Consider the following 25397-nt stretch of genomic DNA (forward strand, 5'->3'; position numbering starts at 1 on the left):
ATATTTCTTTAAAAGTCGAACATAGAAAAATTATTTTGATTTCCTTGTTCAATTTCATCTACTAGACTGTATTGAATTTCTTCATCGTAATCATTTCGCAATTCAATAATGTAATCAAAATCATCAAGTGTATATTCTGACTGACTCACAAATACATCTGGATGCTCTACAACCTTTGTTGCTGGCAATCTCATAATTTCGCGAACAAGCTGCCAGTGTCGTTCATTTGCGCGCTTCGTTGAAACGATTCCATCTAAAATAAAGATATTATCATCATTATATTCATCTTCAATTAATTGACTGCGTACCGTCTGTTTAATAAGAGTAGACGACACAAAAAGCCAACGTTTGTTTGCACACACACTTGCAGCAACGATAGACTCTGTTTTTCCAACGCGCGGCATCCCGCGAATCCCAATTAATTTATGGCCTTCTTTTTTCATAAGTTCTGCCATAAAATCAACAAGCAAACCTAATTCATCACGAACGAAACGAAATGTTTTCTTATCATCCGCATCCCGTTGTATATATCTTCCATGCCGAACTGCTAATCGATCACGAAGCTTCGGTGGACGATATTTCGTTACAGTTATATTATCCATCGTATTTAGAATTGATTCAAGTCTAGAAATTTGTTCTTGATTATCGCACATTAATAAAAGTCCGCGCCTAGCATTGTCTACCCCATTAATTGTTACAATGTTAATACCAAGCATTCCGATTAACGAAGAAACATCACCAAGCAAGCCAGGTCGGTTTTTATGTATTTCATACTCAAAATACCATTCAATCATTTGATGACACTCCCCTTGCTTACTTTACACCTACGTACTATATTATATGATTTTCCCTTAATAGGAAAGTGAAATGTATAATCGAAATCTCGATTTCATGTAGAGGTTCTCAAAATCGACAAAAAAGAGAGGATTATTCCTCTCTTTTCACTACTTATGGTTAACCATTTTCACCATTAAGTTTGCAATTGTATGTTGCTCCTGTTCATCTGCAACCTTCCAAAGCTCCACCAATAATTTTTCTTGGTCATTGCGTGCTTCTACTTCATTTGCTAAATAATCCCCAACGCGATAAGCCATATCAGAAATTGCACCGCCGTCTAAGCCTTTTCCTTGCGCCTGCTCTAAACGCTCTCCTAAAAAGCCTTTCCATTGTTCAAAGTTATCTAATACTGACATTGTTTAGCACCTCACTATAAAGTAATGGAGTCATGTTTACTATTTGCCATTATGTCCTTTTTTATGTACGAGAACAAAAAGCAAAATACCATACTCCTTACTTTAAGCAATTAACAATGCCAGCCCCCATTAACCCCAATGATTTGACCTGTTATATAAGATGCTTGAGAAGAAACTACAAATGCAACTGTATTGGCCACTTCCTCTGGCAACCCTAATCGACCAAGCGGAATTTCTTCTGCAATTTCTTGCTTTTCTTCATTCGAAAATATATGCAGCATCTCTGTTTCAATTGCGCCTGGAGCAATTGCATTTACTCGTACACCGCTTAATGAAACTTCTTTTGCCAATGCTTTTACATATGAATTTTGCGCCCCTTTTACCATAGAATACAACACTTCACAGGAGGCACCTATTTGTCCCCAAATGGAAGAGATAACGACGATATTCCCACTTCGATTTCGAATCATTGAGGGAAGTGCAAATGAAACAAGTTTATATACATTTTTCACTTGCAGCTCCACCATCTCATTTAATTGTTCATCTGTAACATCTGTTGTTAACCCAAAGATACTTTTTCCAGCTGCATATACAACCGTATCAATTGGATGATGAATTTGCGACCATAATTGCGAAGCACCATCTATTTCTGATAAGTTAGCCTGAACGGGAATAATATCTTTCAGTTCTTGTTCTAATTGCTGAACTCTCTTTTCACCTTGGTTATAATGAACATACACCGCGTAGCCATCTTTTACTAATCGTCTTACAATGGCAGAACCGATTCCCCCACTTCCCCCGGTAACTAATGCAAACTTCTTCATCTTTTTCCTCTCTCTACTACATTATTTCTTTGGAAGTACCTGGCAAATACTTACTCGTTCTTCTTTTAAAAAGCTCTTCGAAGCTGTTTGTAAATCTTCAATTGATAAACTTTCCAACACAGATAATGCGTCGAACAAACTAGAACCATTAAATGCATATCTTGTGAATTGATTTGCAATATATTCTGGTGAATTTAGCGAACGTAAAAAACCACCTATTTTCTTCTTTTTCACACGCTCTAACGTTTCCTCACATAACTCATCATAATTTGTTTGTAATAAAATATCAGTTACTCGCTTTGCTAGTTTATCCGGTTGCTTCGTATCTCCGCCAATCATCGCAAAACCGAAACTGTTTTCTTCTGTATAATCATACGAAAACGTATCATCAATTAACCCTTCATTATACAATGTTTCATAATGGGTAGAACCTTTTCCAAATAAATAATCTAACAGAAGCGTTAAAGTAATTTCTTGTTTCAATAAGTCGCTTCCTTCTTGCTTCAAGTCATTCGTTTTCACACCAACTAGACATTTCGGCGTTTGTACCGGCATTGTAATGACCATTTTTTTCTCATTCACTTGTTCTGGTTCTTCATCAAAAGACCGTGCAATTTCAGATTGAGCAGTATAATTCTTCTTCGCTTGATTTTCACGCACTAAATCCATCGTCTTCTCTGGATCAATAGAACCAACAACAAATAATAACATGTTACTTGGGTGATAAAATGTATGATAGCATTCATACAGCAAATCTTTCGTAATTTCGCTAATCGAATCAATTGTTCCAGCGATGTCAATCTTTACAGGATGTTTCCTATATAAACTATCAATTAACCCAAAGTATAAGCGCCAATCTGCATTATCTTGATACATTTGAATTTCTTGCCCAATAATTCCTTTCTCTTTCTCAACTGTTTGTTCCGAAAAGTATGGATCTTGCACGAAATCTAACAATGTTTCTAGATTCGTGTCAACGTTTGATGTACAAGAAAATAAATATGCAGTTCTTGTAAACGATGTAAAGGCGTTTGAAGAAGCTCCTTGCTTACTAAATAATTGAAACGCATCGTGATCCTCTTTTTCAAACAATTTATGTTCTAAAAAGTGCGCAATTCCATCTGGTACACGAAGCATCTCGTCTTTCTCAAGCGGCACAAACGTATTATCAATAGAACCATACTTTGTCGTAAATGTTGCATACGTTTTATTAAACCCTTGCTTTGGGAGAATATATACTTCTAGGCCATTGGACAGTTTTTCGTAATACAGCGTTTCTTTTAATTGTTCATACACAATTTTTTCCATCTTAAACACCCTCCGTCCCATGTAAGAAGTAAATTGTATCTAGCTGAATATTATTTGCTACTTTAACGATTTCATCTTTCGTCACTCGTTCAAGCTCTGTTAGCCATCCTTCTACAGGGCGGTCATAATTTGCAATTACCCCATGATACAGAAGTTCTACAAGGCCGCGCGGCGTATCCATTGTCTCTAAAATTTGATTTTTAATTACACTCTTTGTTTGTACGATTTCCTCATCAGTAAAATCGCCATTTTGCATCGCGATCATTTGTTCTTTAATAATCGTAACAGCTTTTTCATAATTTTTTCCCTCAATTCCAGACATTACGAACAGAAGTCCTTTATGACTTTCATAACGAGAGGCAGCATAATATGCCAAGCTGTTTTTCTCACGTACATTCACAAATAATTTCGAATGCGAGAAACCACCAAACAAGCCATTAAATAACTGCAAGGCAAAATAGTCTTCGTCGCGATACGTAATATATGTGCGGTATCCAATATTTAATTTACTTTGTTTTAGTTCCTGTTTTTCTACAACCTCTTGCTCTTCTTCATTTTTCTTATGAAGCAATACATTTCTTTCTTTCGGTTCACGTTTAGAAACAGAAAAGTATCGTTTCACAAGATCAAGAGCTCCTTCTTCAATATCACCTATAATGTATAAATCCATTTCATCTTCATCTAGTACTTTTTTATAACATTGATACAACGTTTCGTTTGTAATCTTAGAAACACGCTCTTTTTGACCATTTGCACTTAAGCGATACGGTTCTACTTTACACATTTCTTCGATGAGGCGTTCATTTGCATAGCGCATTTTATCATCAAACGTAGATTCAATACGCTGCACGAGTGCACGTTTTTCACTTTCTACCACCGTTTGTAAGAAACCCTTTCCTTCTATTGCTGGTCTTAGTAAAATATCAGCAAGCATAGCAAGCGCTTTTTCAAAGAGCGGCGGCGCTTCTTGTAAATAGGTTTCATTGGCAATGTCTATATAAATAGAAATAATATGATCCTCACCTTTTTTACTTACATCAACAGCTAATGACGAACCATATAACTCCTCTAAATATTGACGAATCTGAATGACGGACGGGTGTGTTTCTGTAGCACTTTGTAATACATAAGGAAGCAAAGCCCGTTCTGTTACTGTTTCTTCACATAACGGTGACTTTAACCGTAATACAAATGTATTCGTTTTATATTTTTCTGTTGGAATCATATGTAAACGTAATCCACCTAATTCATGTGTTTCTTGTTTTATAAGATCCATTCGTAAACCTCCTCTAAAAAGGAATTTTCTTCTTCAATATACAGTTTTCACAAAAGAAAATGCAAATTTTCTCATGTATTAACGTTATCCCGCTATTTGTGGGCAGTAATACTCCCACCTCAAAATTCGGTGAAAGCATTGTCCAGTTCCAGTGGCTAGAATGTTCGGTGGGAGATAAACTGCCCGTAAAAGCCCGATTGGTGAGGGCTGATAATCAGTGGGGGATGAAGAAAACCCCCACTGATTAAAGTTTCACTTTATTGTATGTAAAAAAACTCGCACTAATGTGCGAGCTTTTTAGCTTTTAGCGTTTTCCTTTTTCATATGGCGTTCCAAGCGCTTTCGGTGCTTCAGAACGCCCAACAAAACCGACAAGTGCAAAAATTGTTAATACATATGGTAATATCGTTAAAAAGATACTTGGAATTTGATTTAAAACAGGAATTGTACCACCTGTAACGCCAAGTGACTGTGCAAATCCAAAAAATAACGCTGCACCTAGAGCTCCAATTGGATGCCATTTCCCAAAAATCATTGCTGCTAACGCTAAAAATCCTTGTCCTGTAATTGTAGCGCCTGAAAAGTTATTTGAGATAGATGTTGAAAATACAGCACCACCGACACCTGCAAACATACCTGATAGACAAACTGCAATATAGCGCATTTTATAAACATTAATACCCATTGTATCAGCTGCCATCGGATGTTCCCCAACAGCACGTAATCGTAAACCAAATGGTGTTTTATAAATCACATACCAAACTACAAATGCTAAAATGATTGCAATATAAGAGGTTAATGGTACATCAGAAAAAAATATTTTCCCAATAACAGGAATATCAGAAAGGCCAGGAATATCAATTTTTTCAATACGATATTGGATAAAATCAGTTTGACCTTTTCCAAAAATCTTTTTAATCGCAAACACTGTTAATCCTAACGATAAAAAGTTAATCGCTACTCCGCTGACAACTTGATCAGCACGGAATGTAATTGATGCAACCGCATGAAGAAGTGCAAATAACCCCCCGCCAATCGCCGCAAAAACAAGCGCAATCCACGGCGTCATTGCTCCCCATGTATCCCCCATTAATAGAGTTGTAACAATACCAATAAACGCACCAAACAACATTAAACCTTCTAATGCAATATTAACAACACCAGAACGTTCACTAAATACACCTCCAAGTGCTGTAAAAATAAGCGGTGCTGCCGTATATAACGTACCTGTGACAAGAATGGCTACAATATCTAGGAAACTCATTTATTTCCCCTCCTTGCTAAAACGAGAAAATGCCCATCGTAAAATGTAGCTACATGCTACAAAGAAAATAATACATGCAATAATAACATTAATGAGTTCAGACGGAACGTTCGCTTCAAAGTTCATTTGCGGTGCAGCACTTTTCAATCCACCAAATAAAAGTGCTGATAACAAAATACCAAATGCATTATTTGCACCAAGAAGAGCCACGGCAATACCATCAAATCCTATTCCTGTAAAAGAAGACATCGCTGTCATACTTTGGAATGTTCCAAGCCCCTCCATTGCACCTCCAATTCCAGCAAATGCACCAGCAATTGTCATTGATAATACAACATTACGTGACACTTTCATTCCGGCATATTTAGAAGCGTGCTGATTAAATCCAACTGATTTGAGCTCGTAACCTAATGTTGTACGATCTAATAAAAACCACATTATAAGTGCTACAACAATCGCTACAACGATCCCCCAGTGCAGACGAGAACCATCTGTTAAAGATGCTAACCAAGAAGAAGCTAAAGACGCACTCGCTTTTATATCATACGATTTTTCATTTGCTTCATGTAAAAAATTCCTTATGATGTAATACGTTACATAAAGCGCAATATAGTTCATCATAATTGTGACAATAACTTCATTTACTTTAAACTTTCCTTTTAAATATCCAGGAATAAATCCCCACAGTCCACCAACAAGTGCTGCAAATAATATCGATAACGGAACATGGAGGAAAGCCGGTAAAGAAACAGCATAACCGAACCAAACCGCAGCAAGCCATCCCACTAACAATTGTCCTTCTACCCCGATATTAAACAAACCTGTACGGAAGGCAAACGCTACTGATAAACCAGCAAGAACAAGTGGAATCATCGTACGGAGTGTTTCACCTATTGCACGTGGGTTTCCGACCATGCCATCCCATAATGCGGCATAGCCGACGATTGGATCGTATCCGCTCGTAATCATTACAATGGCTCCAACAAGCAAACCAAAAATAACGGATAATACAGGTACTAAAATATTAATTGTTCGCTCCGTTAAAAATTTTTTAGCCATTTGTGTTCACCTTCTCTTTCTTCTTTCCCCCAGCCATTAACAGACCTAACTGTTGTTCATTTGTTTCTTTTGGATTTACAATATCAACAATTTTCCCTTCATAAATCACAGCGACGCGGTCGCTTACATTTAAAATTTCATCAAGCTCTAACGAAAGCAACAGCACTGCCTTTCCTTTATCACGCTGTTCAATTAACTTTTTATGAATAAATTCAATTGCCCCAACATCTAAACCACGTGTTGGCTGTGCAGCAATTAATAAATCCGGATCACGATCTACTTCACGAGCAATAATTGCCTTTTGCTGATTTCCTCCAGATAATGCTCGTGCTGGCGTATTCTCACTCGGTGTACGAACATCGAACTGCCCAATTAATGATTTTGCTTTTTCGTGAATCTTTGTAAAATTTAAAATGCCTTTTTTAGAATATGGATTTTTATAGTACGTTTGCAGCACCATGTTATCTCCGATAGAAAAATCAAGAACAAGCCCATGCTTATGACGATCTTCAGGAATGTGTCCAATACCTTCCTCTGTAATACGTCTAACTGGCCAATTTGTTACGTCCTTCTCTCTTAACGTAATAGAGCCTGACTCAACTTTTCGTAAACCAGTAATCGCTTCTATTAATTCACTTTGTCCATTTCCATCGATTCCTGCAATACCAACAATTTCTCCTGCACGAACAGTTAAGTCAAGTCCTTTTACGGAAGGTAAATGACGTGCATCGTGCACAACAAGATTGGAAATTTTAAGTACATTTTCACATGGTTTGGCATCTGACTTTTCTGTTTTAAAATTCACTTGACGTCCGACCATTAATTCTGCAAGCTTGTTTTCATCTGTATTTGCAACGTCTACCGTTCCAATTCCCTTTCCTTTACGAATAATTGTACAACGATCACATACTTCCATAATTTCTTTCAACTTATGTGTGATAAGAATAATAGATTTCCCTTCTTGCACAAGCTTTTTCATAATATGAATAAGTTCTTGAATCTCCTGCGGCGTTAATACAGCTGTCGGTTCGTCAAAAATTAAAATTTCTGCTCCGCGATAGAGCGTTTTCAAAATTTCCACACGCTGCTGCATTCCAACAGAAATATCCTCTATTTTCGCATATGGATCTACCGACAATCCGTATTGCTCAGATAATGCTTTAATTTCTTTAGCAGCTTCGTCTATAGCAATTTTCCCGCTTTTCTTCGGTTCATTTCCGAGAATAATATTTTCTGTAACTGTAAAATTATGTACTAGCATAAAGTGCTGATGTACCATACCAATTCCAAAACCATTTGCTACATTTGGATTTGTAATATTTACAGGCTTCCCCTTAATTTTAATTTCACCTTGCTCTGGTTGATACAAGCCAAACAAAACATTCATAAGTGTGGATTTCCCAGCACCATTCTCTCCAAGCAAAGCATGAATTTCTCCCTGTTTCACTTGCAGCGTAATATTATCATTCGCCACAATTCCTGGGAATACTTTTGTAATATTATTCATCTCAATTACGTATTCCATATTAATCCTCCTAACAGGATAAAGTTCTTTATATATGCAAAGGTTAGTTCCGAGAACTAACCTTTGCTATTGATCTACCATTATTTTTTAAGAGAAGCCTCATATGTTTTGTACTCATCTGGAGTAGAAGGTACTTTAATTTCACCACTTACAATTTTCTTTTTCAATTCTTCTACTTTTGTTAAAATTTCTGGATTTACTTTTTTCACGTTGTCAGTTGTTTTTGCAATTCCAACACCTTCATCTTGTAAACCAAATGCTTCTGTTTTACCGCCTTCAAGTTTACCGTCTTTTGCTTTTTGTGAAACTTTTTCTACCGCAACATCAACACGTTTTACCATTGAAGTTAATGTTACATTTTCTGGCATACCTTCTTGGTTTTGGTCACGGTCAACACCGATTACCCAGACATTTTCACCTTTTTTCTTACGGTTTTTCGCTTCTGTAAATACACCGTTACCAGTAGCACCAGATGCATGATAAATTACGTCAACACCTTTACCGTACATAGCTGCAGCTAATACAGAACCTTTTTCCGGCTTATCAAATGCTTCAGCGTATTGAGATTCAACTTCAATTTTCGGATTGATAGCTTTCGCGCCAGCCATGAAACCAGATTCAAACTTTTGGATTAGAGGACTTTTAATTCCCCCAATAAATCCTACTTTATTTGATTTTGTTGTCATTGCTGCAACTGCACCCACTAGGAAAGAACCTTCATGGTCTTTAAATGTAATACTCGTTACATTTGGTTTATCAACTACTGCATCAACAATTGCAAATTGTTTTTTCGGATTTTTTACTGCTGTTTCTTGGATAGCCTCTTGCATTTTATAACCGATTCCAAATGTTAAATTGTAGTTCGTGTCTACAAATTTTGCTAAGTTTGGAATATAGTCTGCATCCTTAGTCGATTCAAGATAGCGATATCCTTCTTTTTCTTTTAGGTTGTTATCTTTACCAAACTTTTTTAACCCTTCCCAAGCAGATTGGTTAAATGATTTATCATCTACACCACCAAGGTCTGTAACCATACCAACTTTAAAGTTTTTACTGTCTTTTCCCTCTTTTTTCTCACTTGACTTATCAGTGTTTCCACAAGCTCCTAAAATTGTGCTTGCTGCTAACGTTAATGATAATAAAATTCCAGCTTTTTTCTTCATAGTAAAATCCCCTTCCAAAATATGTATCTCGTTACTTATACAACCATGTCCCCGTTTTCTCGCTGTCACCTCCCTAAAATGGGTACAATTTACATACGTTTTCTTAACACATGGAAGCTAAATTTGTCTGCTCGAAAATAATTAATAGAATATAAAATCGGTTCATCATTTTGATCATAGTGCATTTGCTTTAACACAAGTAATGCTGTTTCTGGTCCACATTCTAAAATTGGTGATATTTTAGAGTGATAACCGAGTGGTTCAATATGAGCAACAGCGTATGTAATGCGTTTATGTGTATTTCTATGAATGACCGTAAGTAATGATTCCTCTTTGTATTCTGACAAATCAGGAAGAACTTCTTTCGGTAACTTATCAACGCAATAAACAACAGGTTCCCCATCTGCTGTACGAACGCGTTCAATCATAAGTGTTTCAAAACCATCTTCACTATTAAATTTTTCTTTTTCTTCTTCCGTTAAATTCCCTACTGCTGATGATAGAAATACTGTGCCTGGCTTTTTGCCTGCACTAGTAATCATATCTGTAATACTAGATAATTGTTCAATTCCTGAAGAAAACAAAGGCTTTGCATTTACAAACGTCCCTACACCATGTCGCCTAATGATAACGCTTTCTTCCTCTAAAATTCGAAGTGCTTCTCGCAAGGTTGCTCTACTAACTCCTAATTCTTTTGCTAGATCAAATTCGGACGGTAGCTTTTGCTTCTCTTTATATACCCCGCTTTTAATCTTTTCTTTAATGTGGTCAATTACTCGTAAATACAAATGTCGACTATCTGACTTTACTGACATAAGACTCCCCTCGCACTCCACTTATTCGACCTCTGATGTAAGACCTCTTTCCTGTTTTTTCCACAATTAATATATCATGAATTCCCTTAAATAAAAATAAGAAAGTTGCGATTTGTCGAATAAGTGCTAATAATTTCGTTAAATGAAATTTTCTTTCTTTAACCTATAAAAAAAACTTTGCACCTTACATTTCTCATATGATGAAAAAGTTAGGAACAAAGTTGCTATACACCTTGTATTGACACTTTTTCCTCATAGTCTAGCAAATTTATGGTTGCTAGGTAGAAACTTATGGACCTTATTACCAAGATTATATGAGGTTTATTTTGATTTCGAAGTAATCGTACCACTTGATATGATTACTGTCAATACAATCCAAGAAAAAAATCGAACGTTGAAATAAAAAAAAACACAACCATTCGTATTCTCAATAAAACGCGCCAATGGTAAGCGCTCTCATTTTTTGTCCAATAAAGAAACCGACTAGAATCACTTCCAATCGGCTTTCTTATCCCGCTATTCGCGGGCAGTAATACTCCCACCTCAAAATCAGCGAAAGCAAAGAAGTTAGACGGGAGGTAAACTGCCCGTAAAAGCCCGATTGGTGAGGACTGATAATCAGCGGGGGATGAAAAAACCCCCACTAATTAAAGTTTCACTTTATCACGAACTTTTCTCTTGAATATCTTTTATCAGCACTTCACGAGGCTTGCTTCCTTCATATGGACCAACAACACCATTCATTTCCATTGCATCAATTAACCTGGCTGCGCGCGTATATCCAATACGAAACCTACGCTGCAACATAGAGACTGATGCGGTTTGCATATCTACAACGAGCTGCACTGCTTCATCATATAAATTATCCGCTACCTCTTGCATCGTTTCTGGTACATCTTGCGGAATCATATCCTCTTGATATTGTGCTTTTTGCTGCGCAACAACATATTCTACTACTTTCTCTACTTCATCATCTGATAAAAATGCACCTTGTACACGTACTGGCTTAGAAGCACCAATCGGTACGAACAACATATCACCGCGTCCTAATAATTTCTCCGCTCCCCCTGTATCGAGAATTGTTCTTGAATCAGTTTGAGAAGAAACTGCAAAAGCTATTCGCGATGGAATATTCGCTTTAATAACACCGGTAATAACATCTACAGATGGACGCTGCGTTGCAATAATTAAATGAATACCAGCTGCACGTGCCATTTGTGCCAGACGCATAATCGCATCCTCTACATCAGAAGAAGCAACCATCATTAAATCTGCCAGCTCGTCCACGATAACAACAATATAAGGCAGTTCTGGTTGCTTCGCTTCAGAGTGTTCGTTATGTTGTTTAATGTGTTCGTTATATCCTTCAATATTACGTGTTCCACTATGGGCAAACAACTCATAACGCCGTTCCATTTCGTTGACAACCTTTTTTAGTGCCTGTGACGCTTTCTTCGGGTCTGTCACAACAGGCGTTAATAAATGTGGAACACCGTTGTATACATTTAATTCTACCATTTTAGGGTCAATCATCATGAGTTTCACTTCATGCGGTTTAGCGCGCATTAAAATACTTGTAATAATCCCGTTAATACATACACTCTTTCCACTACCAGTTGCCCCTGCTACGAGTAAATGGGGCATTTTATTTAGACGGGCCAATACAGCTTCACCTGTAATATCGCGCCCAAGTCCAATTAATAACTTTTCTTCTGGATGATTATTTGCTTTCGAATCTAATACTTCTCTTAACGTAACCACTGCAACTTCTGAATTTGGCACTTCAATACCAACAGCTGATTTCCCTGGGATTGGTGCTTCAATTCGAATATCTTTCGCCGCTAAAGCTAGTGCTAAATCATCACTTAAACTAACAATTTTACTAACTTTAACCCCCATATCAGGATACACTTCATATTTTGTAACTGCTGGTCCTCTATGAACCTTCGTTACTTTCGCTTTCACACCGAAGCTTTGGAATGTTCGTTCCAACTTACGAGCATTTTCATAAATTGTTTCATTCTCATTTGTCACTTGCTTATTGTTCGGAAACTTTAATAGCTCTAAAGACGGCAACTTATAATCTTTATTTTCAATATCAGAGAAATGCATTGGCGGCGCTGTCGTCTCTCCGGCAAGTGATTCAACAATTTTTTCACCTTTTTTCCGCTTTTGCTTTTCTTCTTGCATAGGCAAAGCTTCTTCTTGAATCGCTTCAGGAATAAGGGATTCTTCACTTATTGGATCCGGCGTTGTATAGTTTTCAGTAAAATTCGATATAATCGGCGGCGCTATATCAACCTCTTCTGTACATTCTACTAATTCTGGTGCCTCTGACACATGACGCTCACTCCGTGTACGAGCAGTCTTTTTCTTTTCAGTTTTTCCAGCAGCCCGTCTCGTTTGCCATTCTTTATAATCACCTTGCATCACTTGAAATTGTCGTCTAAGTATTCTTCCTATCGGCGCAAGAACTTCTCCTATATGTTTATTTGTAATACATAATACACCAAGTAAAATGAGAATCATTCCAATTATGTATGCGCCAACCTCATCAAATAAAAAGTAGCATGTCGCAAACATAATAGCTCCAAACATTCCTCCGCCTAGATGTACCGTGTCGACTCCTTTTTTCATTTCATGAAAAAACAAATCTTTTGTCGTTACAATAACAGATGAACTTTGCACTGCCCCATCTTTTGTTAAAAGGTTGACTAATGTAATGTGACTAAACATCAGTATAGCTAATATGATTAAATATAGACCAATCAATCGTTTGTTTAATAAATTTGGCCACTCTCGTTTTATAACAAATGCTATAGAAAGAGCAATAACCCCAAGCACTCCAAGTATGTACCATTCTCCAAGAAAAAAGCGAAAAAATAGCACGAATGCTTTTCCGACAACACCTAGTTGCATAATTGTAATGATGGAGAGCGCAAAAAGAGTCAAACCGACGATTTCGTAGTACAAAGTTGGCTTTATGGTACGTCTTGCTTTTGTTTTCACCCCTATTTGCTTTTGTTTTGCCATTTCTTCACCTCAAATTCTCATTCAAAAATATAACTTTCGCAGAACAAGTGCCATTTCCATCTCACTATTTTACCCACGGATTATTAAAAATCAAAGAAAGTGAAACTTCCATACATGCTGAATTTTCATCCGACTCAAACAAGATTTTATAGGATAAATTGAAGAAAGCAGCCTACACACGGCTGCTTCACCCTCTTGTTTTTTATATTATACCATAGCTCATAAACAAAATCCTGCTTTTACAAAAAGGATATTTTCTGCCCAGGTTCATACTGTAGAAAATGTTGAGGATCTGTACTTAACACACGTATAACAGAATAATTATCTTCATTCCCCATTTCCACAACCATATCAATACCATCTACATGTATAATTTTCTGCTTCGCAAATTCTGTATGATCTATCGGATACACGAGTTGTTCTGGCATAATCGTATATAAAATCATTGCAACAACGCCCCGCCTTGTTCAGTTGCTGTTTTTGCATCAATTAATTCATTTAATTTTTTAATCGCTTGGCCAATTCCTCCAACATCATCCATTAAACCATATTTCACCGCATCCACGCCTACAACATTTGTACCAATATCTCGTGTTAAATTCCCTTTTGCAAACATTAGCTCCTTAAAACGATCTTCTGTTACTTTGGAATGCTTTGTTACAAAACGAATGACACGCTCTTGCATCTTATCTAAATACTCAAATGTTTGCGGAACACCTATTACAAGACCTGTAAGACGAATAGGGTGAATTGTCATTGTTGCTGTTTCTGCAATGAATGAATAATCTGTTGATACCGCAATTGGCACACCAATGGAATGACCTCCGCCAAGAACAATTGATACAGTTGGTTTCGAAAGCGAAGCAATCATTTCAGAAATCGCAAGCCCAGCTTCTACATCCCCTCCAACTGTATTTAACAAAATTAACAACCCTTCGATTTTAGGGTTTTGTTCAATTGCTACAATTTGCGGAATAACATGCTCATATTTCGTTGTTTTGTTTTGCGGTGGCAATTGCACATGCCCTTCAATTTGCCCTACAATTGTTAAACAATGAATACGCGATTCATTTAATTGTGGGACATTCGTTTGTCCAAGTTGCTGAATTTTCTCTAGCACAGAAGCTTCTTTCGTTTCTTCTTTTGTATCGGCCTCTTTTTCTTCATTTTTCATTTCATCACGCTCTACCATATCGTATCCCCTTTCTGACGTATACAACTATTATTTGTTAAGTTATAAATTTCATTCGAAAGAGGATAAAGTGAAACTTTAATCAGTGGGGGTTTTCTTCATTCCCCACTGATTATTAGCCCTCACCAATCGGGCTTTTACGGGCAGTTTATCTCCCGCCTAACTTCTTTGCTTCCGCTGAATTTTGAGGCGGGAGTATTACTGCCCACGAATAGCGGGATAAAAGAAAAAGCCACCTATAAATAGGCAGCCACTTCTTATACTTCCATAATAATTGGTAAAATCATCGGTTTTCGCTTCGTTTTTTCAAATAAAAATTGTCCAAGTAACTCACGAATATTTTGTTTTAACGTGGACCATTCAATAGAATATTCTTTAATAGATTGTTCTACAATTGTACGTACAATATCAGTTGATTTTTCGATTAACGCTTCAGATTCACGAACATAAACAAAGCCTCGCGAAATTATTTCTGGTCCAGAAATAATTTTTTTCTCATCTTTTCCAAGCGTCACAACAACGACTAAAATACCATCTTGTGATAACATCTTTCGATCACGCAACACGATATTCCCAACATCACCTACGCCTAATCCATCAATCAATACATTTCCAGCTGGAACTTTACCTGCTGGTTTCGCTTCACCATCTGTAAAGGAGATTACCTCACCTTTTTCCGTGATAAAAATACGACCTGAGTGAATACCAACATCTTGAGCTAAACGAGCATGCGCTTTTTGCATACGAAATTCACCATGTACAGGCAAGAAGTATTTCGGTTTCATTAAATTCAACATTAATTTTAGTTCTTCTTGACTACCATGTCCGGAAACGTGTACTTTCTTTTCTCCATAATATACTACATCCGCACCTGCTCTAAATAGTAAATCAATTGTTCTTGAAACAGATGTTTCATTCCCTGGAATTGGGGATGCTGCAATAATGACTGTATCACCTTTACGAATTGAAATTTGTTTATGCGCTTGTCTTGCCATTCTAGAAAGAGCAGCCATTGGCTCACCTTGGCTGCCAGTCGTTAAAATTGTCACCTTTTTCTCAGGATAATTATCAACATCCTGTAGCGAAATTAACATACCATCTGGAATATTTAAATACCCTAGATTATATGCAATATCAACAACCTTTACCATACTTCTTCCAACTACCGCTACCTTACGCCCAGTTTCATATGCTGCATCAAAAACTTGCTGAATACGATGAACATTAGAAGCAAATGAAGCTACAATAATGCGGCCATCTGAATTATAAAATACTTTAGAAATCTCTACCCCAACTTCTCTTTCAGATCCTGTATAGCCAGGGCGCTCTGCATTTGTACTATCAGATAGTAAGCAAAGTACACCTTCATTTCCGATTTGTGCCATTTTCCCAATATCTGCACCATTATTTCCGATAGGAGTTTGATCAAATTTAAAATCACCAGTATATACAATTGCACCTTGTGAAGTATGGAAGCAAACACCCACTGCATCTGGAATACTATGTGTTGTTTTAAAGAAAGAAACCGTTGTTGTATCAAACTCTACAGTAGAATTAGAATCAATCGTTTTTAAATCAACGCGGCCTAACATGCCCGCTTCTCCTAATTTTTCTTTCACAAGACCGTTTGTTAATTTCGTTCCATAAACTGGAATATCCAATTTTCTTAACACATAAACAATCCCACCAATATGGTCTTCATGACCATGTGTTAAAAATAGCCCTTTTACTCGCTCTTTATTTTCCACTAAATATGTGATATCAGGAATAACAATATCTATCCCAAACATCTCTTCTTCCGGAAACATAAGTCCTGCATCTACAATAAAAATTTCAGAATCAATTTCCACGCAGTACATATTCTTTCCAATTTCGCCCACTCCGCCGAGAGCGAATACTTTTACAGTATCTATCTCTTTCTTCTTCATGTTGTTTCCTGGTTTAAAACTATTGTAAAAACTGATCCCACTAACATTGTAGAGAAACCAGGGGAAACTCCACCATCATTTTTCAACATCTAAAACGAAGGTCTTATCACGTTTTTTGTTTTTAAACCAGGTTCCACCTCTCTTTCATTATATAAATCAAATATTTTATGTAATTTCATATAAAATCCGATAATCCGTAAAGTTTTTCCATTTTTGCTAAGCATACCCGTACTAAGCTACTTAGCCATATTATAACTGATATAAGAAATAGAACACAAGTTAAATTATAAGAAAGAAAAGAGAAGAATATATATAAGATAATAAACTGGGTTTATTTTACTACTACATGTAAGAAGAAAAGTGAAACATCAGCAGGGGGATTTTCTTCATCCCCCACCTATATATACAAGTTAAAAAAACGACATAAAACCACTTTCCTTTTAGGTGGGAAGAGAGCATCTGGCCGTGCATAGAAGCGATCAGGGCCTTTTCCTGCCACATGCGAGGTTTAAAACAAAAGGAGCAAACGAGTACCGGTCATGTTGTATTCTGCATAGCAGCAACTTACAAAGAAAAGCGGAAGCGGCTCGCTCAGAACAAGAGGGGGATGGAGCTTCTGACATAGAGGCGCTTTTTACCTCGGTGGAAGACGCGAAGCCACCGACTGTTCTAGCCGCTGGAGCTGGATCATAAAGAAAAGCGGAGACGACTGTTTAGGCATGAGGGTCTAGGAGGCAGAGCTAGACAAAGATGCCGGAAAATTAAAATGGATTTATATAGATTCTTCACTTCTCTCCCAATCTTGATGTGTGGGGCTTACTGCCTGCGAATAGCGGGATAAAATACAAAAAGTGACTTAGCACATATCACTAAGCCACTTTCTTATTAGCGAGGAATAGATTGTATAACTTCAAGTAATTGCGTTCTTTCTGCTTCAGTTAATGGTAGAAGAGGTAAACGAACAGATCCAACATCTAACCCTACGATTTGCAGTGCCGTTTTAACAGGAGTTGGACTTGGTGCCATAAACAATGCATTTGTCACCCTTACTAACAATTGATGAAGTGTTTGCGCTGTTTTCATATCACCAGTTTGAAATGCAACAATCATGTCTTGCATTTCGTTACCAATAATATGAGAAGCAACAGATACAATACCTTTTGCTCCAATTGCCATCGCTGGCAATGTTAACCCATCATCTCCACTGTATACAGCAAAATCATCATCTGTTTTTTCTATGATTTCTGTCATTGTTAATACATCGCCGCCTGCATCCTTGATTGCAACAATGTTTGGAATTTGTGATAAACGAACAACTGTATCAACAGAAATTTGTACGATAGATCGACCCGGAACGTTATATAACATAATCGGCAGTTTTGTACTTTCAGCAATTGTTTTAAAGTGCTGATACATACCTTCCTGGCTTGGTTTATTATAATACGGTGCAACTAACATAATAGCATCTACGCCTACTTCTTCCGCTTTTTTCGTAAGCTCCACAGAAGCATGTGTATTATTGCTACCAGTTCCAGCGATTACAGGCACCCTTTTATCGACAACAGATACAACATGACGATATAGCGCTACCTTTTCTTCAGATGTTAACGTAGGAGATTCACCTGTTGTTCCTCCTACAACGATTGATGTTGTACCATTATCAATCAAATAGTTTACCAATTTTGTTGTCTTTGCAAAATCGATGTTCCCATTTTTATCAAACGGTGTGACCATCGCAGTTGCAATTGTCCCAAAATCTCTCATGGTCTCACTCCTTATCATTCCAGTTACTTTTCTTTTGAAAGCTCAAATGAACAATGAAGAGCATTTACAGCATCTACTAGTTCTTCTTCTTTCACAAGTACCCATATTGTCGTATGGCTATCTGCAGACTGTAATATTTGAACACCTTTTTCAGCTAACGCTGTCACAATTTTCGCAGTCACGCCCGGAACACCTGCGATACCAGCCCCAACAATAGATACTTTTGCACAGTGCTCAGTTACAATTGGATCATATCCAAGGTTATGAAGTACTTCAACAGCCCGGCCCGTAACATCATCACTAACTGTGTATGCTACACCTGTAGGAGAAATGTTGATCAAATCTACGCTAATCTTTTCATTTGCCATTTCTTTGAATACTTCTGTTTGTAGGTCGTATGCTCCGTCCTTAGCCAACACTTTAATTTGCGTTACACTTGAAGAATGAGCAATACCAGTTACAGGACGCTCTTGTACGTCGCGTGCACCATCATACGCTGCAATCAAAGTTCCTTCGCTATCAGAATATGTCGAACGCACACGTAATGGTACTTTTGCATGCATCGCAATTTCAACTGCACGCGGATGAACAACTTTTGCACCTTGATATGCCATATTACAAATTTCATTATATGTTACATTTTCAAGGTGACGCGCATCTTTTACAATACGTGGATCAGCAGTCATCACACCTTCTACATCTGTAAAAATATCAACGTATTCAGCATGAAGTGCAACACCTAACGCTGACGCTGATGTATCACTACCTCCGCGTCCAAGTGTTGTCGTATCGCCTTCTATCGTTTGGCCTTGGAAACCTGTTACAACGATTACATCTACTTCTTCTAACTCTTTTAATATACGGTCACAATTCATTTCAATAATCTTAGCGTTTGTAAAATCATCATTTGTGATAAAACCAGCTTGTGCACCATTGAATGCTGCTGCTTTAATTTCATTTTCATTTAACATATTTGAAAACACAATTGCCGAAATTAACTCACCACAAGATAACAATAAATCTTGTTCACGTTTTGAAATGAACGACTGTTTTTCATTTACAAGACTTAATAATGTATCCGTTGCATAAGGCTCACCTTTACGGCCCATTGCAGATACAACAACTACAATTTTATAGCCTTCTTTTAATGATTTTTTGATGTGATGAAGAGCATGTTCTCGACCATTTTCATCACGTACAGATGTACCACCAAATTTTTGGACAATAATTTTCATTTTCGCACCTTCTTTTAGCCGTTTACACTAATTGTAATTTCACTAATCGTTCTGCAATTTGAACAGAGTTCCATGCAGCACCTTTTAATAAGTTATCAGATACGACCCAAAGATGGAATCCTTTATCATTGTTTAAATCTTTACGGATACGCCCAACGAATACTTCGTTTTTACCAACTGCAGTTGATGGCATTGGGTATACTTGTTCTGCTGGGTTGTCTTGCAGTACAATTCCTTCTGCATCCGCTAGCAGATTACGCACATCTTCTACTGTTACACCTTCTTTTTCCACTTCAATGTAAACAGATTCAGAGTGACCAGATACAACTGGTAAGCGTACGCATGTAGCGGCTACTTCAAGATCTGGCATATGCATAATTTTCTTCGTTTCATTAATCATTTTCATTTCTTCAAATGTAAAGCCATTATCTTCAAACTTATCAATTTGCGGAATCGCATTGAATGCAATTTGATAATGTTTTTCATCACCTTTTACTGGTAAAACATTTGCTTTTACTTCTTCACCATTTAAAATGGCTTGTGATTGTTCGTGAAGCTCTTCAATTGCAGCGGCTCCTGCTCCTGATACAGCTTGATATGTGGAAACGATTACTCGTTTTAAACCAAAGTGCTGACGAACTGGTTCAAGAGCAACTACCATTTGAATTGTAGAGCAGTTTGGATTTGCAATAATTCCATTATGCTCTAATAAATCTTTTTCGTTTACTTCTGGTACAACAAGCGGAACATTTTCCGTCATGCGAAACGCACTCGTATTATCGACAACGATTGCACCGCGTTTTGCTGCTTCTGGTGCTAATTGTTTTGATACAGATCCACCCGCACTGAAGAGTGCAATATCCACTCCTTCAAAACTTTCAGGAGTAGCCTCTTGTACCGTTACTTCTTCTCCTTTAAATAAAAGCGTTTTACCTGCAGAACGTTTAGATGAAAGTAACGTTAACTTTCCAATTGGGAAATTACGTTTCTCTAAAGTATTTAACATTTGTTCACCAACTGCGCCGGTTGCTCCAACTACAGCGACATGAAAAGATTTTTTCTTTTCCATCACTATGCCCCTTTCTAGGTACCAATCCTTCTATACTTAGAATAAAAAGGAGTAACAAATACTCCTTCTCATTCTTAATAGAATTAATTTTATCATATTCTGCGATAAGAATGATGGTTTCATGAAAAAAATTGTCTGTTTTTTGCTTGTTAATTCATATACCTGAATTTTTCTACAACTACAGGTTGCAATTGTTTTCCTTCCATTGATTCTACAATTGTATCTTGTAGTAATTCCATACGCGCTACCATAGAGTTCGGCTTATTATGCGGTGCATCTTGCCCAAACGGCACAAAATAAATATTTTTTGTAGCCATAAGGCGCATCATATTCACACCATTTAATCCAAGAGCATCGTTCGTTGAAACTGCTAATACAACAGGTTTACCATTTCGTAGTGTAGCTTTGGCAGCCATTAATACGGGTGAATCTGTCATTGCATTCGCAAATTTGCTCATCGTATTTCCAGTTAACGGCGCTATAACCATACAATCCAATGGAATTTTAGGCCCAAGCGGTTCTGCCCTCACAATAGAATCAATTACTTTATGACCTGTAATGGCTTCTATCTTCTCAATCCACTCTGCACCTTCACCAAATCTTGTGTTTGTCGTTTGTAAGGTATACGATACGACAGGGAGTACTTCCGCTCCATCCGCAATAAGTTTTTCTAAGTGCGGCATGACTTCTGCATACGTACAATGTGAGCCTGTTAATCCAAAACCAATTCGTTTACCTTTTACACTCATTTTTTATTCTCCTTTCTTACGTCTACATCTGCAATTAATAAATTAGAAAGGACATTTGCAAGAATTTGTCCTGCTGTTTTTGGTGCCACAATCCCTGGAAGTCCAGGAGCTAACAAGGCTTTAATCCCTCGCTTTTCTGCATAGCGGAAGTCTGTCCCTCCCGGTTTAGAGGCTAAATCAATAATTAATGTATGGGCAGGCATTTTTGAAATTGCACTTGCCGTTACAACAAGATGGGGAATTGTATTGATAACAATGTCAACATCTGGTACTTCTCGCTCTATATCTCGCATTTGAAATGGCGTAAATGTCATCTCTGTAATACGAGCAATATGCTCAGAACGACGAGCACCTACTTTCACTTTCGCTCCTAGTGACTGAAACGCTCTTGCTACACTCATTCCAGTTCGCCCAAAACCTAATACCATTACTGTAGATCCATGAATTGTATAATCGGTATGTTGAATAACCATCATAATGGTCCCTTCAACAGTTGGAATTGAATTATAAATTGCTACATCATCACGATCAAACAATTTGACAAGTTTTCGATTCGTTGAAGAAGCAATTGTATCTAAGTAAGTGTTACTAATACCTGAATATATCGTAAAATGTGCTGGTGTATTTTCGATTTGTTCTTTTGTAATCCTAACTTTCGCATTAGAAAAAATTGTATCAATCTGTCCGTTTGCATCTGTTCCAGCTACCGGTAAAATGATAGCGTCTAAAGAAGTAAAATCGAGATTTTGCATACTCTCTTTTGCTGATCCTGTAAATCCATGATCAAGTTGATCAAAGCCTACTAATGAGAGTCTTGCATCAAGCTCAACTAGCTTACGAATGACTTCAAGCTGCCTGGCATCTCCTCCTATGACAGCAATATGAATATCAGTCAACATTCTTTTCTTCACCTTCTTTTTCTCTCATTATAAGAAAAGTGCCTACTTTTTCGTTTTCCTCCACATCATATGTAATATACGAGTTTAAGGTGATTGAAAACAACAAAGTAACGATGATTTACATCTATGGATTCCCACAATAAAAAAGATGACCGTAACGGTCATCTTTTAATTAGAATCTGAATAATTAGCAAGATCAAAAATAATCATATCTTGCCCCACTTTTTTAATTCTACTCCACTCCACGCGCACTTCTTGTTGTCCTCGTTTAAATCCTCCCCATTTTCCAACTGGAATAATGAGCGCTTGAATCTTACCATCTTTTTCATCAATCTCTAGGTCGGCATGCCCTAGTACTCCCATTCTTTCCGCACGCTGTAAATCAACAATTTCTTTCCCGCTTAGCTCACTTAATCGCATTCCATCCTCTCCTTACATAACACTCTAATGAAAAGATTGCTTTATATTAAGTACCTATTCTAAACTTCAAAAAAAATACCCATATATAAGTAAAAAAATGATATAAAAACTTCTTTTCTTTTCAAGAGAGCGAGCGCAGATCATATTGTATGCTGCATAGTAGCAACTTTTATGCTAAAACAATTAAATGAATAGATATGCAAATACAAATTAAAAAACCGTTTCTGCTTAATAAGAAACGGTTTTTTTACTTGTTTATTTTTGACTTATCCCTTTTGGAAGTTCTCCGTTTGGACTAATCAGCGCTGCAGAAAACTCATCTGTGAACATGTTGCGAATCAATGTATCTACATCTGCTTTTGTAACACTGTTTACACTTTCAATGATTTCATCTAAAGAACGATGTTTTTTTAGAAGTAATTCATTTTTACCATTGCGGCTCATCCGACTATTTGTACTTTCTAAACTTAACATAAGATTTCCTTTTAGTTGCTCTTTACTGTTAAGTAATTCTTTTTCTGTGATACCTGTATTTTTTAATGTATCAAGTGTTTGTTGAATTGTTTCGTACAACATATCGAGTTGCTGACTGCCCGTTCCTCCGTAAATTGTTAACATACCTGTATCTTCATAAGAAGAATGATAGGAAAATACAGAATAGGCTAACCCGCGTTGCTCACGTACTTCTTGGAACAAACGACTACTCATACTGCCACCTAGAATATTATTTAATACAGTCAGATTATAAATACTTTTATCGCCCATCTGTAATCCTTTAAATCCTAAACATAAATGAGCTTGTTCTGTTTCTTTTTTGCGCGCTACTTTATTTGGATGAAAACTAGGGTTATGTACTTGTTCGCGATTTGTCGTTCCTTCATAATTCCCAAAATATTGTTCGACGATTTGAACAAAGGATTCATCGATGTTACCAGCAATGGAAACAACGACATTTTCTGGCGTATAATGATTTTTCATATATTCACGAAGCGTATCACCTGTAAACGTTTCAAGCGTTTGTTCTGTTCCTAAAATAGGATATGCCAGCGGGTGCTTCTCATACGTTGCTTTCGTTAACATATCATGGACAATATCATCTGGTGTATCTTCATACATTTTAATTTCTTCAAACACAACATTTTTTTCTTTTTTCAATTCTTCTTCAACAAACGTTGAATGAAAGAACATGTCCGCTAAAATATCAAGTGCGTATTTCGCATGCTCATCTAACACTTTCGCATAGTAACATGTATATTCCTTTGATGTAAATGCATTTACTTGGCCGCCAATACTGTCGAAGGACTCTGCAATTTCTCTAGCACTACGTGTTTTCGTTCCCTTAAAAAACATGTGTTCTAAAAAATGCGAAATTCCATTATTCTTTTCATTCTCATTTCGCGATCCCGCATGAATCCATACTCCAATTGCAACAGAACGTACTGTTGGAATATGCTCCATTACGATTCTTACTCCATTTTTACATGTATATTTTTTTATCAAAAGCCTTCCTCCTATTGACAAATTCTCTGTAAAAAGATTCTATTATATAATCATAACAAGTTTAAGGGCGAATGTCATGCAAATGTGTTTAATCAATACGCTTTTCGTCTACTAAAGCAGATACGTTCCCTACAGTATACCCTTTCTCTTTTAGCTTTAAAATCAATGTATCAAGCGATTCTGCTGAAGAAGAAGTTGGATGCATTAAAATAATGGCACCGGGATGTACTTTACTTAACACTCTCTGTAGTAATACGTGCGGTTCTGGATGCTTCCAATCAATTGTATCCACTGTCCACATAATTGTCCCCATATGCAATTTTGCAGCAGTATGAACAACATCGTCACGAAAACTACCACTTGGAGGTGCAAACCAACGCACTTTTTGATTTGTTGCTGCTTCAATAACTTGATTCGTTTTTTGTAATTGTTCATGAATTGCAGATACCGACAAAGTTTTCATATCAGGATGCGTATACGAGTGATTTCCCACTTCCTGGTCAGCATCTGCGATCATTTTTGCAAAACGTAAATTTTCTTTAACCCATCTTCCCTCTAGAAAAAAAGTTGCTTTAACATTATGCTTTTGCAGTACTTCTAACATTCGTGAAAGATATTCATTCCCCCAAGCAACATTAATGGTAAGTGCAATCATTTTTTTGCTCGGATTCCCTCTATAAATAGGTGCAGGTGATAGGTCTCCTAAATGTACTTTTGGCGATACTTCTCGATATACCAATTGTTTCTCATCAAAACGCCCCTGCTTCTTCATGTTCTCATAAGAAGCTCGTATATCCACCTCTTTCCCATTATACCCTGGCGTCGCTTTCCACACTTTATCAATACATGCATTTTGCGCTGGAATCGCATACACTTTTGCGTTTTCTTCAATTTCCTCATACAAACGGTCTTTTGCATACGATATATTTGAAACATGCATAGCGGAGAACCATAATATAACTATAAGTAAAGTAATGCGAATTTTCATAAAGCAACCTCCAATAAAGTAAAACTCCCATCAGTCAAGGACTTTTCATCCACCGACTAATAGTTAGTCTAATTTCCCTTCTATTCTTTTGATGTACACCTCGTTAAACTAAAATAATCAACAGTTTCTTTCCTTATCATTGTTAATTTAAACGTTCTCATTAAAACTATACTCTGTTATATACAAAAAAACC

The 25397-nt window shown here is 37.0% G+C and carries 22 protein-coding genes and 1 riboswitch; all 22 genes read right to left on the reverse strand.

The annotated features are described in order from the left end of the window. Positions 1-8 precede the first annotated feature (8 nt). Positions 9-794: a DUF3388 domain-containing protein gene (locus tag MR076_RS07900; protein ID WP_242219421.1), complete on the reverse strand. Its 786-nt coding sequence runs from the start codon at positions 792-794 to the stop codon at positions 9-11. 150 nt (positions 795-944) lie between these two features. Beyond that, the gene (locus MR076_RS07905; RefSeq protein ID WP_242219423.1) at positions 945-1193 is read right to left on the reverse strand and encodes a DUF3243 domain-containing protein; all 249 of its coding nucleotides are present in this window, start codon (positions 1191-1193) and stop codon (positions 945-947) included. A gap of 110 nt (positions 1194-1303) precedes the next feature. Continuing rightward, positions 1304-2017 (reverse strand): elongation factor P 5-aminopentanone reductase, encoded by a 714-nt coding sequence (gene ymfI / locus MR076_RS07910; RefSeq protein WP_242219428.1) that lies wholly within the window; start codon positions 2015-2017, stop codon positions 1304-1306. A 21-nt stretch (positions 2018-2038) separates the two neighbouring features. Then, positions 2039-3325: an EF-P 5-aminopentanol modification-associated protein YfmH gene (gene yfmH / locus MR076_RS07915; protein WP_242219431.1), complete on the reverse strand. Its 1287-nt coding sequence runs from the start codon at positions 3323-3325 to the stop codon at positions 2039-2041. 1 nt (position 3326) lies between these two features. After that, entirely contained in the window at positions 3327-4601 is a 1275-nt protein-coding gene (yfmF, locus tag MR076_RS07920) for an EF-P 5-aminopentanol modification-associated protein YfmF (RefSeq protein ID WP_242219433.1), read from the reverse strand. A gap of 304 nt (positions 4602-4905) precedes the next feature. Then, positions 4906-5865 carry an ABC transporter permease gene (locus tag MR076_RS07925; protein WP_242219435.1) on the reverse strand — a complete coding sequence of 320 codons (960 nt, stop codon included), beginning with the start codon at positions 5863-5865 and terminating at the stop codon, positions 4906-4908. Continuing rightward, the gene (locus MR076_RS07930) at positions 5866-6924 is read right to left on the reverse strand and encodes an ABC transporter permease (RefSeq protein WP_242219437.1); all 1059 of its coding nucleotides are present in this window, start codon (positions 6922-6924) and stop codon (positions 5866-5868) included. Further along, positions 6917-8449 (reverse strand): ABC transporter ATP-binding protein, encoded by a 1533-nt coding sequence (locus tag MR076_RS07935; RefSeq protein ID WP_242219439.1) that lies wholly within the window; start codon positions 8447-8449, stop codon positions 6917-6919. Before MR076_RS07935 ends, MR076_RS07930 begins: the two co-directional genes overlap by 8 nt. An 80-nt stretch (positions 8450-8529) precedes the next feature. Beyond that, positions 8530-9612: a BMP family lipoprotein gene (locus MR076_RS07940; protein ID WP_242219441.1), complete on the reverse strand. Its 1083-nt coding sequence runs from the start codon at positions 9610-9612 to the stop codon at positions 8530-8532. Positions 9613-9701: 89 nt separating this feature from the next. Beyond that, on the reverse strand, positions 9702-10427 hold the full coding sequence (locus MR076_RS07945) for a GntR family transcriptional regulator (RefSeq protein WP_242219444.1): 726 nt from the start codon (positions 10425-10427) through the stop codon (positions 9702-9704). A gap of 235 nt (positions 10428-10662) precedes the next feature. Beyond that, a riboswitch (purine riboswitch) is annotated at positions 10663-10765 on the reverse strand. Between the two features lie 325 nt (positions 10766-11090). Beyond that, positions 11091-13460 carry a DNA translocase FtsK gene (locus MR076_RS07950; protein WP_242219445.1) on the reverse strand — a complete coding sequence of 790 codons (2370 nt, stop codon included), beginning with the start codon at positions 13458-13460 and terminating at the stop codon, positions 11091-11093. A gap of 239 nt (positions 13461-13699) precedes the next feature. Beyond that, positions 13700-13906, reverse strand: a complete 207-nt coding sequence (locus MR076_RS07955) for a YlzJ-like family protein (RefSeq protein WP_242219448.1) — start codon at positions 13904-13906, stop codon at positions 13700-13702. Beyond that, positions 13903-14634 carry a ClpP family protease gene (locus MR076_RS07960; protein ID WP_396021682.1) on the reverse strand — a complete coding sequence of 244 codons (732 nt, stop codon included), beginning with the start codon at positions 14632-14634 and terminating at the stop codon, positions 13903-13905. The genes MR076_RS07955 and MR076_RS07960 overlap by 4 nt, the downstream gene beginning before the upstream one ends. 275 nt (positions 14635-14909) lie before the next feature. Further along, complete coding sequence (locus MR076_RS07965; RefSeq protein ID WP_242219453.1) at positions 14910-16580, reverse strand: ribonuclease J; 1671 nt, start codon at positions 16578-16580, stop codon at positions 14910-14912. Positions 16581-17465: 885 nt separating this feature from the next. After that, complete coding sequence (dapA, locus tag MR076_RS07970; protein WP_242219455.1) at positions 17466-18344, reverse strand: 4-hydroxy-tetrahydrodipicolinate synthase; 879 nt, start codon at positions 18342-18344, stop codon at positions 17466-17468. Positions 18345-18367: 23 nt separating this feature from the next. Next, positions 18368-19579 carry an aspartate kinase gene (gene dapG, locus MR076_RS07975; protein WP_242219457.1) on the reverse strand — a complete coding sequence of 404 codons (1212 nt, stop codon included), beginning with the start codon at positions 19577-19579 and terminating at the stop codon, positions 18368-18370. 22 nt (positions 19580-19601) lie between these two features. Further along, positions 19602-20648 (reverse strand): aspartate-semialdehyde dehydrogenase, encoded by a 1047-nt coding sequence (gene asd / locus MR076_RS07980; protein WP_242219458.1) that lies wholly within the window; start codon positions 20646-20648, stop codon positions 19602-19604. Positions 20649-20797: 149 nt separating this feature from the next. Beyond that, positions 20798-21397 carry a dipicolinate synthase subunit B gene (locus MR076_RS07985; protein WP_242219460.1) on the reverse strand — a complete coding sequence of 200 codons (600 nt, stop codon included), beginning with the start codon at positions 21395-21397 and terminating at the stop codon, positions 20798-20800. Then, complete coding sequence (gene dpaA, locus MR076_RS07990) at positions 21394-22296, reverse strand: dipicolinic acid synthetase subunit A (RefSeq protein ID WP_242219462.1); 903 nt, start codon at positions 22294-22296, stop codon at positions 21394-21396. Before dpaA ends, MR076_RS07985 begins: the two co-directional genes overlap by 4 nt. A 168-nt stretch (positions 22297-22464) precedes the next feature. After that, the gene (locus tag MR076_RS07995) at positions 22465-22716 is read right to left on the reverse strand and encodes a YlmC/YmxH family sporulation protein (RefSeq protein ID WP_090912798.1); all 252 of its coding nucleotides are present in this window, start codon (positions 22714-22716) and stop codon (positions 22465-22467) included. A gap of 255 nt (positions 22717-22971) precedes the next feature. After that, positions 22972-24216, reverse strand: coding sequence for a M16 family metallopeptidase (locus MR076_RS08000; RefSeq protein WP_242219464.1), 1245 nt, complete (start codon positions 24214-24216; stop codon positions 22972-22974). Positions 24217-24304: 88 nt separating this feature from the next. After that, positions 24305-25204: a polysaccharide deacetylase family protein gene (locus MR076_RS08005; RefSeq protein WP_242219466.1), complete on the reverse strand. Its 900-nt coding sequence runs from the start codon at positions 25202-25204 to the stop codon at positions 24305-24307. Positions 25205-25397 lie beyond the last annotated feature (193 nt).

This window comes from Bacillus cereus group sp. BfR-BA-01380, assembly GCF_022663535.1.
Lineage (GTDB): Bacteria > Bacillota > Bacilli > Bacillales > Bacillaceae_G > Bacillus_A > Bacillus_A cereus_BB.

Excerpts from the sequence above, each read along its gene's own strand:
- MR076_RS07900 (WP_242219421.1), bottom strand. The coding sequence starts at position 794 with ATGATTGAATGGTATTTTGAGTATGAAATACATAAAAACCGACCTGGC.
- MR076_RS07905 (WP_242219423.1), bottom strand. The coding sequence starts at position 1,193 with ATGTCAGTATTAGATAACTTTGAACAATGGAAAGGCTTTTTAGGAGAG.
- ymfI (WP_242219428.1), bottom strand. The coding sequence starts at position 2,017 with ATGAAGAAGTTTGCATTAGTTACCGGGGGAAGTGGGGGAATCGGTTCT.
- yfmH (WP_242219431.1), bottom strand. The coding sequence starts at position 3,325 with ATGGAAAAAATTGTGTATGAACAATTAAAAGAAACGCTGTATTACGAA.
- yfmF (WP_242219433.1), bottom strand. The coding sequence starts at position 4,601 with ATGGATCTTATAAAACAAGAAACACATGAATTAGGTGGATTACGTTTA.
- MR076_RS07925 (WP_242219435.1), bottom strand. The coding sequence starts at position 5,865 with ATGAGTTTCCTAGATATTGTAGCCATTCTTGTCACAGGTACGTTATAT.
- MR076_RS07930 (WP_242219437.1), bottom strand. The coding sequence starts at position 6,924 with ATGGCTAAAAAATTTTTAACGGAGCGAACAATTAATATTTTAGTACCT.
- MR076_RS07935 (WP_242219439.1), bottom strand. The coding sequence starts at position 8,449 with ATGGAATACGTAATTGAGATGAATAATATTACAAAAGTATTCCCAGGA.
- MR076_RS07940 (WP_242219441.1), bottom strand. The coding sequence starts at position 9,612 with ATGAAGAAAAAAGCTGGAATTTTATTATCATTAACGTTAGCAGCAAGC.
- MR076_RS07945 (WP_242219444.1), bottom strand. The coding sequence starts at position 10,427 with ATGTCAGTAAAGTCAGATAGTCGACATTTGTATTTACGAGTAATTGAC.
- MR076_RS07950 (WP_242219445.1), bottom strand. The coding sequence starts at position 13,460 with ATGGCAAAACAAAAGCAAATAGGGGTGAAAACAAAAGCAAGACGTACC.
- MR076_RS07955 (WP_242219448.1), bottom strand. The coding sequence starts at position 13,906 with ATGATTTTATATACGATTATGCCAGAACAACTCGTGTATCCGATAGAT.
- MR076_RS07960 (WP_396021682.1), bottom strand. The coding sequence starts at position 14,634 with ATGAAAAATGAAGAAAAAGAGGCCGATACAAAAGAAGAAACGAAAGAA.
- MR076_RS07965 (WP_242219453.1), bottom strand. The coding sequence starts at position 16,580 with ATGAAGAAGAAAGAGATAGATACTGTAAAAGTATTCGCTCTCGGCGGA.
- dapA (WP_242219455.1), bottom strand. The coding sequence starts at position 18,344 with ATGAGAGATTTTGGGACAATTGCAACTGCGATGGTCACACCGTTTGAT.
- dapG (WP_242219457.1), bottom strand. The coding sequence starts at position 19,579 with ATGAAAATTATTGTCCAAAAATTTGGTGGTACATCTGTACGTGATGAA.
- asd (WP_242219458.1), bottom strand. The coding sequence starts at position 20,648 with ATGGAAAAGAAAAAATCTTTTCATGTCGCTGTAGTTGGAGCAACCGGC.
- MR076_RS07985 (WP_242219460.1), bottom strand. The coding sequence starts at position 21,397 with ATGAGTGTAAAAGGTAAACGAATTGGTTTTGGATTAACAGGCTCACAT.
- dpaA (WP_242219462.1), bottom strand. The coding sequence starts at position 22,296 with ATGTTGACTGATATTCATATTGCTGTCATAGGAGGAGATGCCAGGCAG.
- MR076_RS07995 (WP_090912798.1), bottom strand. The coding sequence starts at position 22,716 with ATGCGATTAAGTGAGCTAAGCGGGAAAGAAATTGTTGATTTACAGCGT.
- MR076_RS08005 (WP_242219466.1), bottom strand. The coding sequence starts at position 25,204 with ATGAAAATTCGCATTACTTTACTTATAGTTATATTATGGTTCTCCGCT.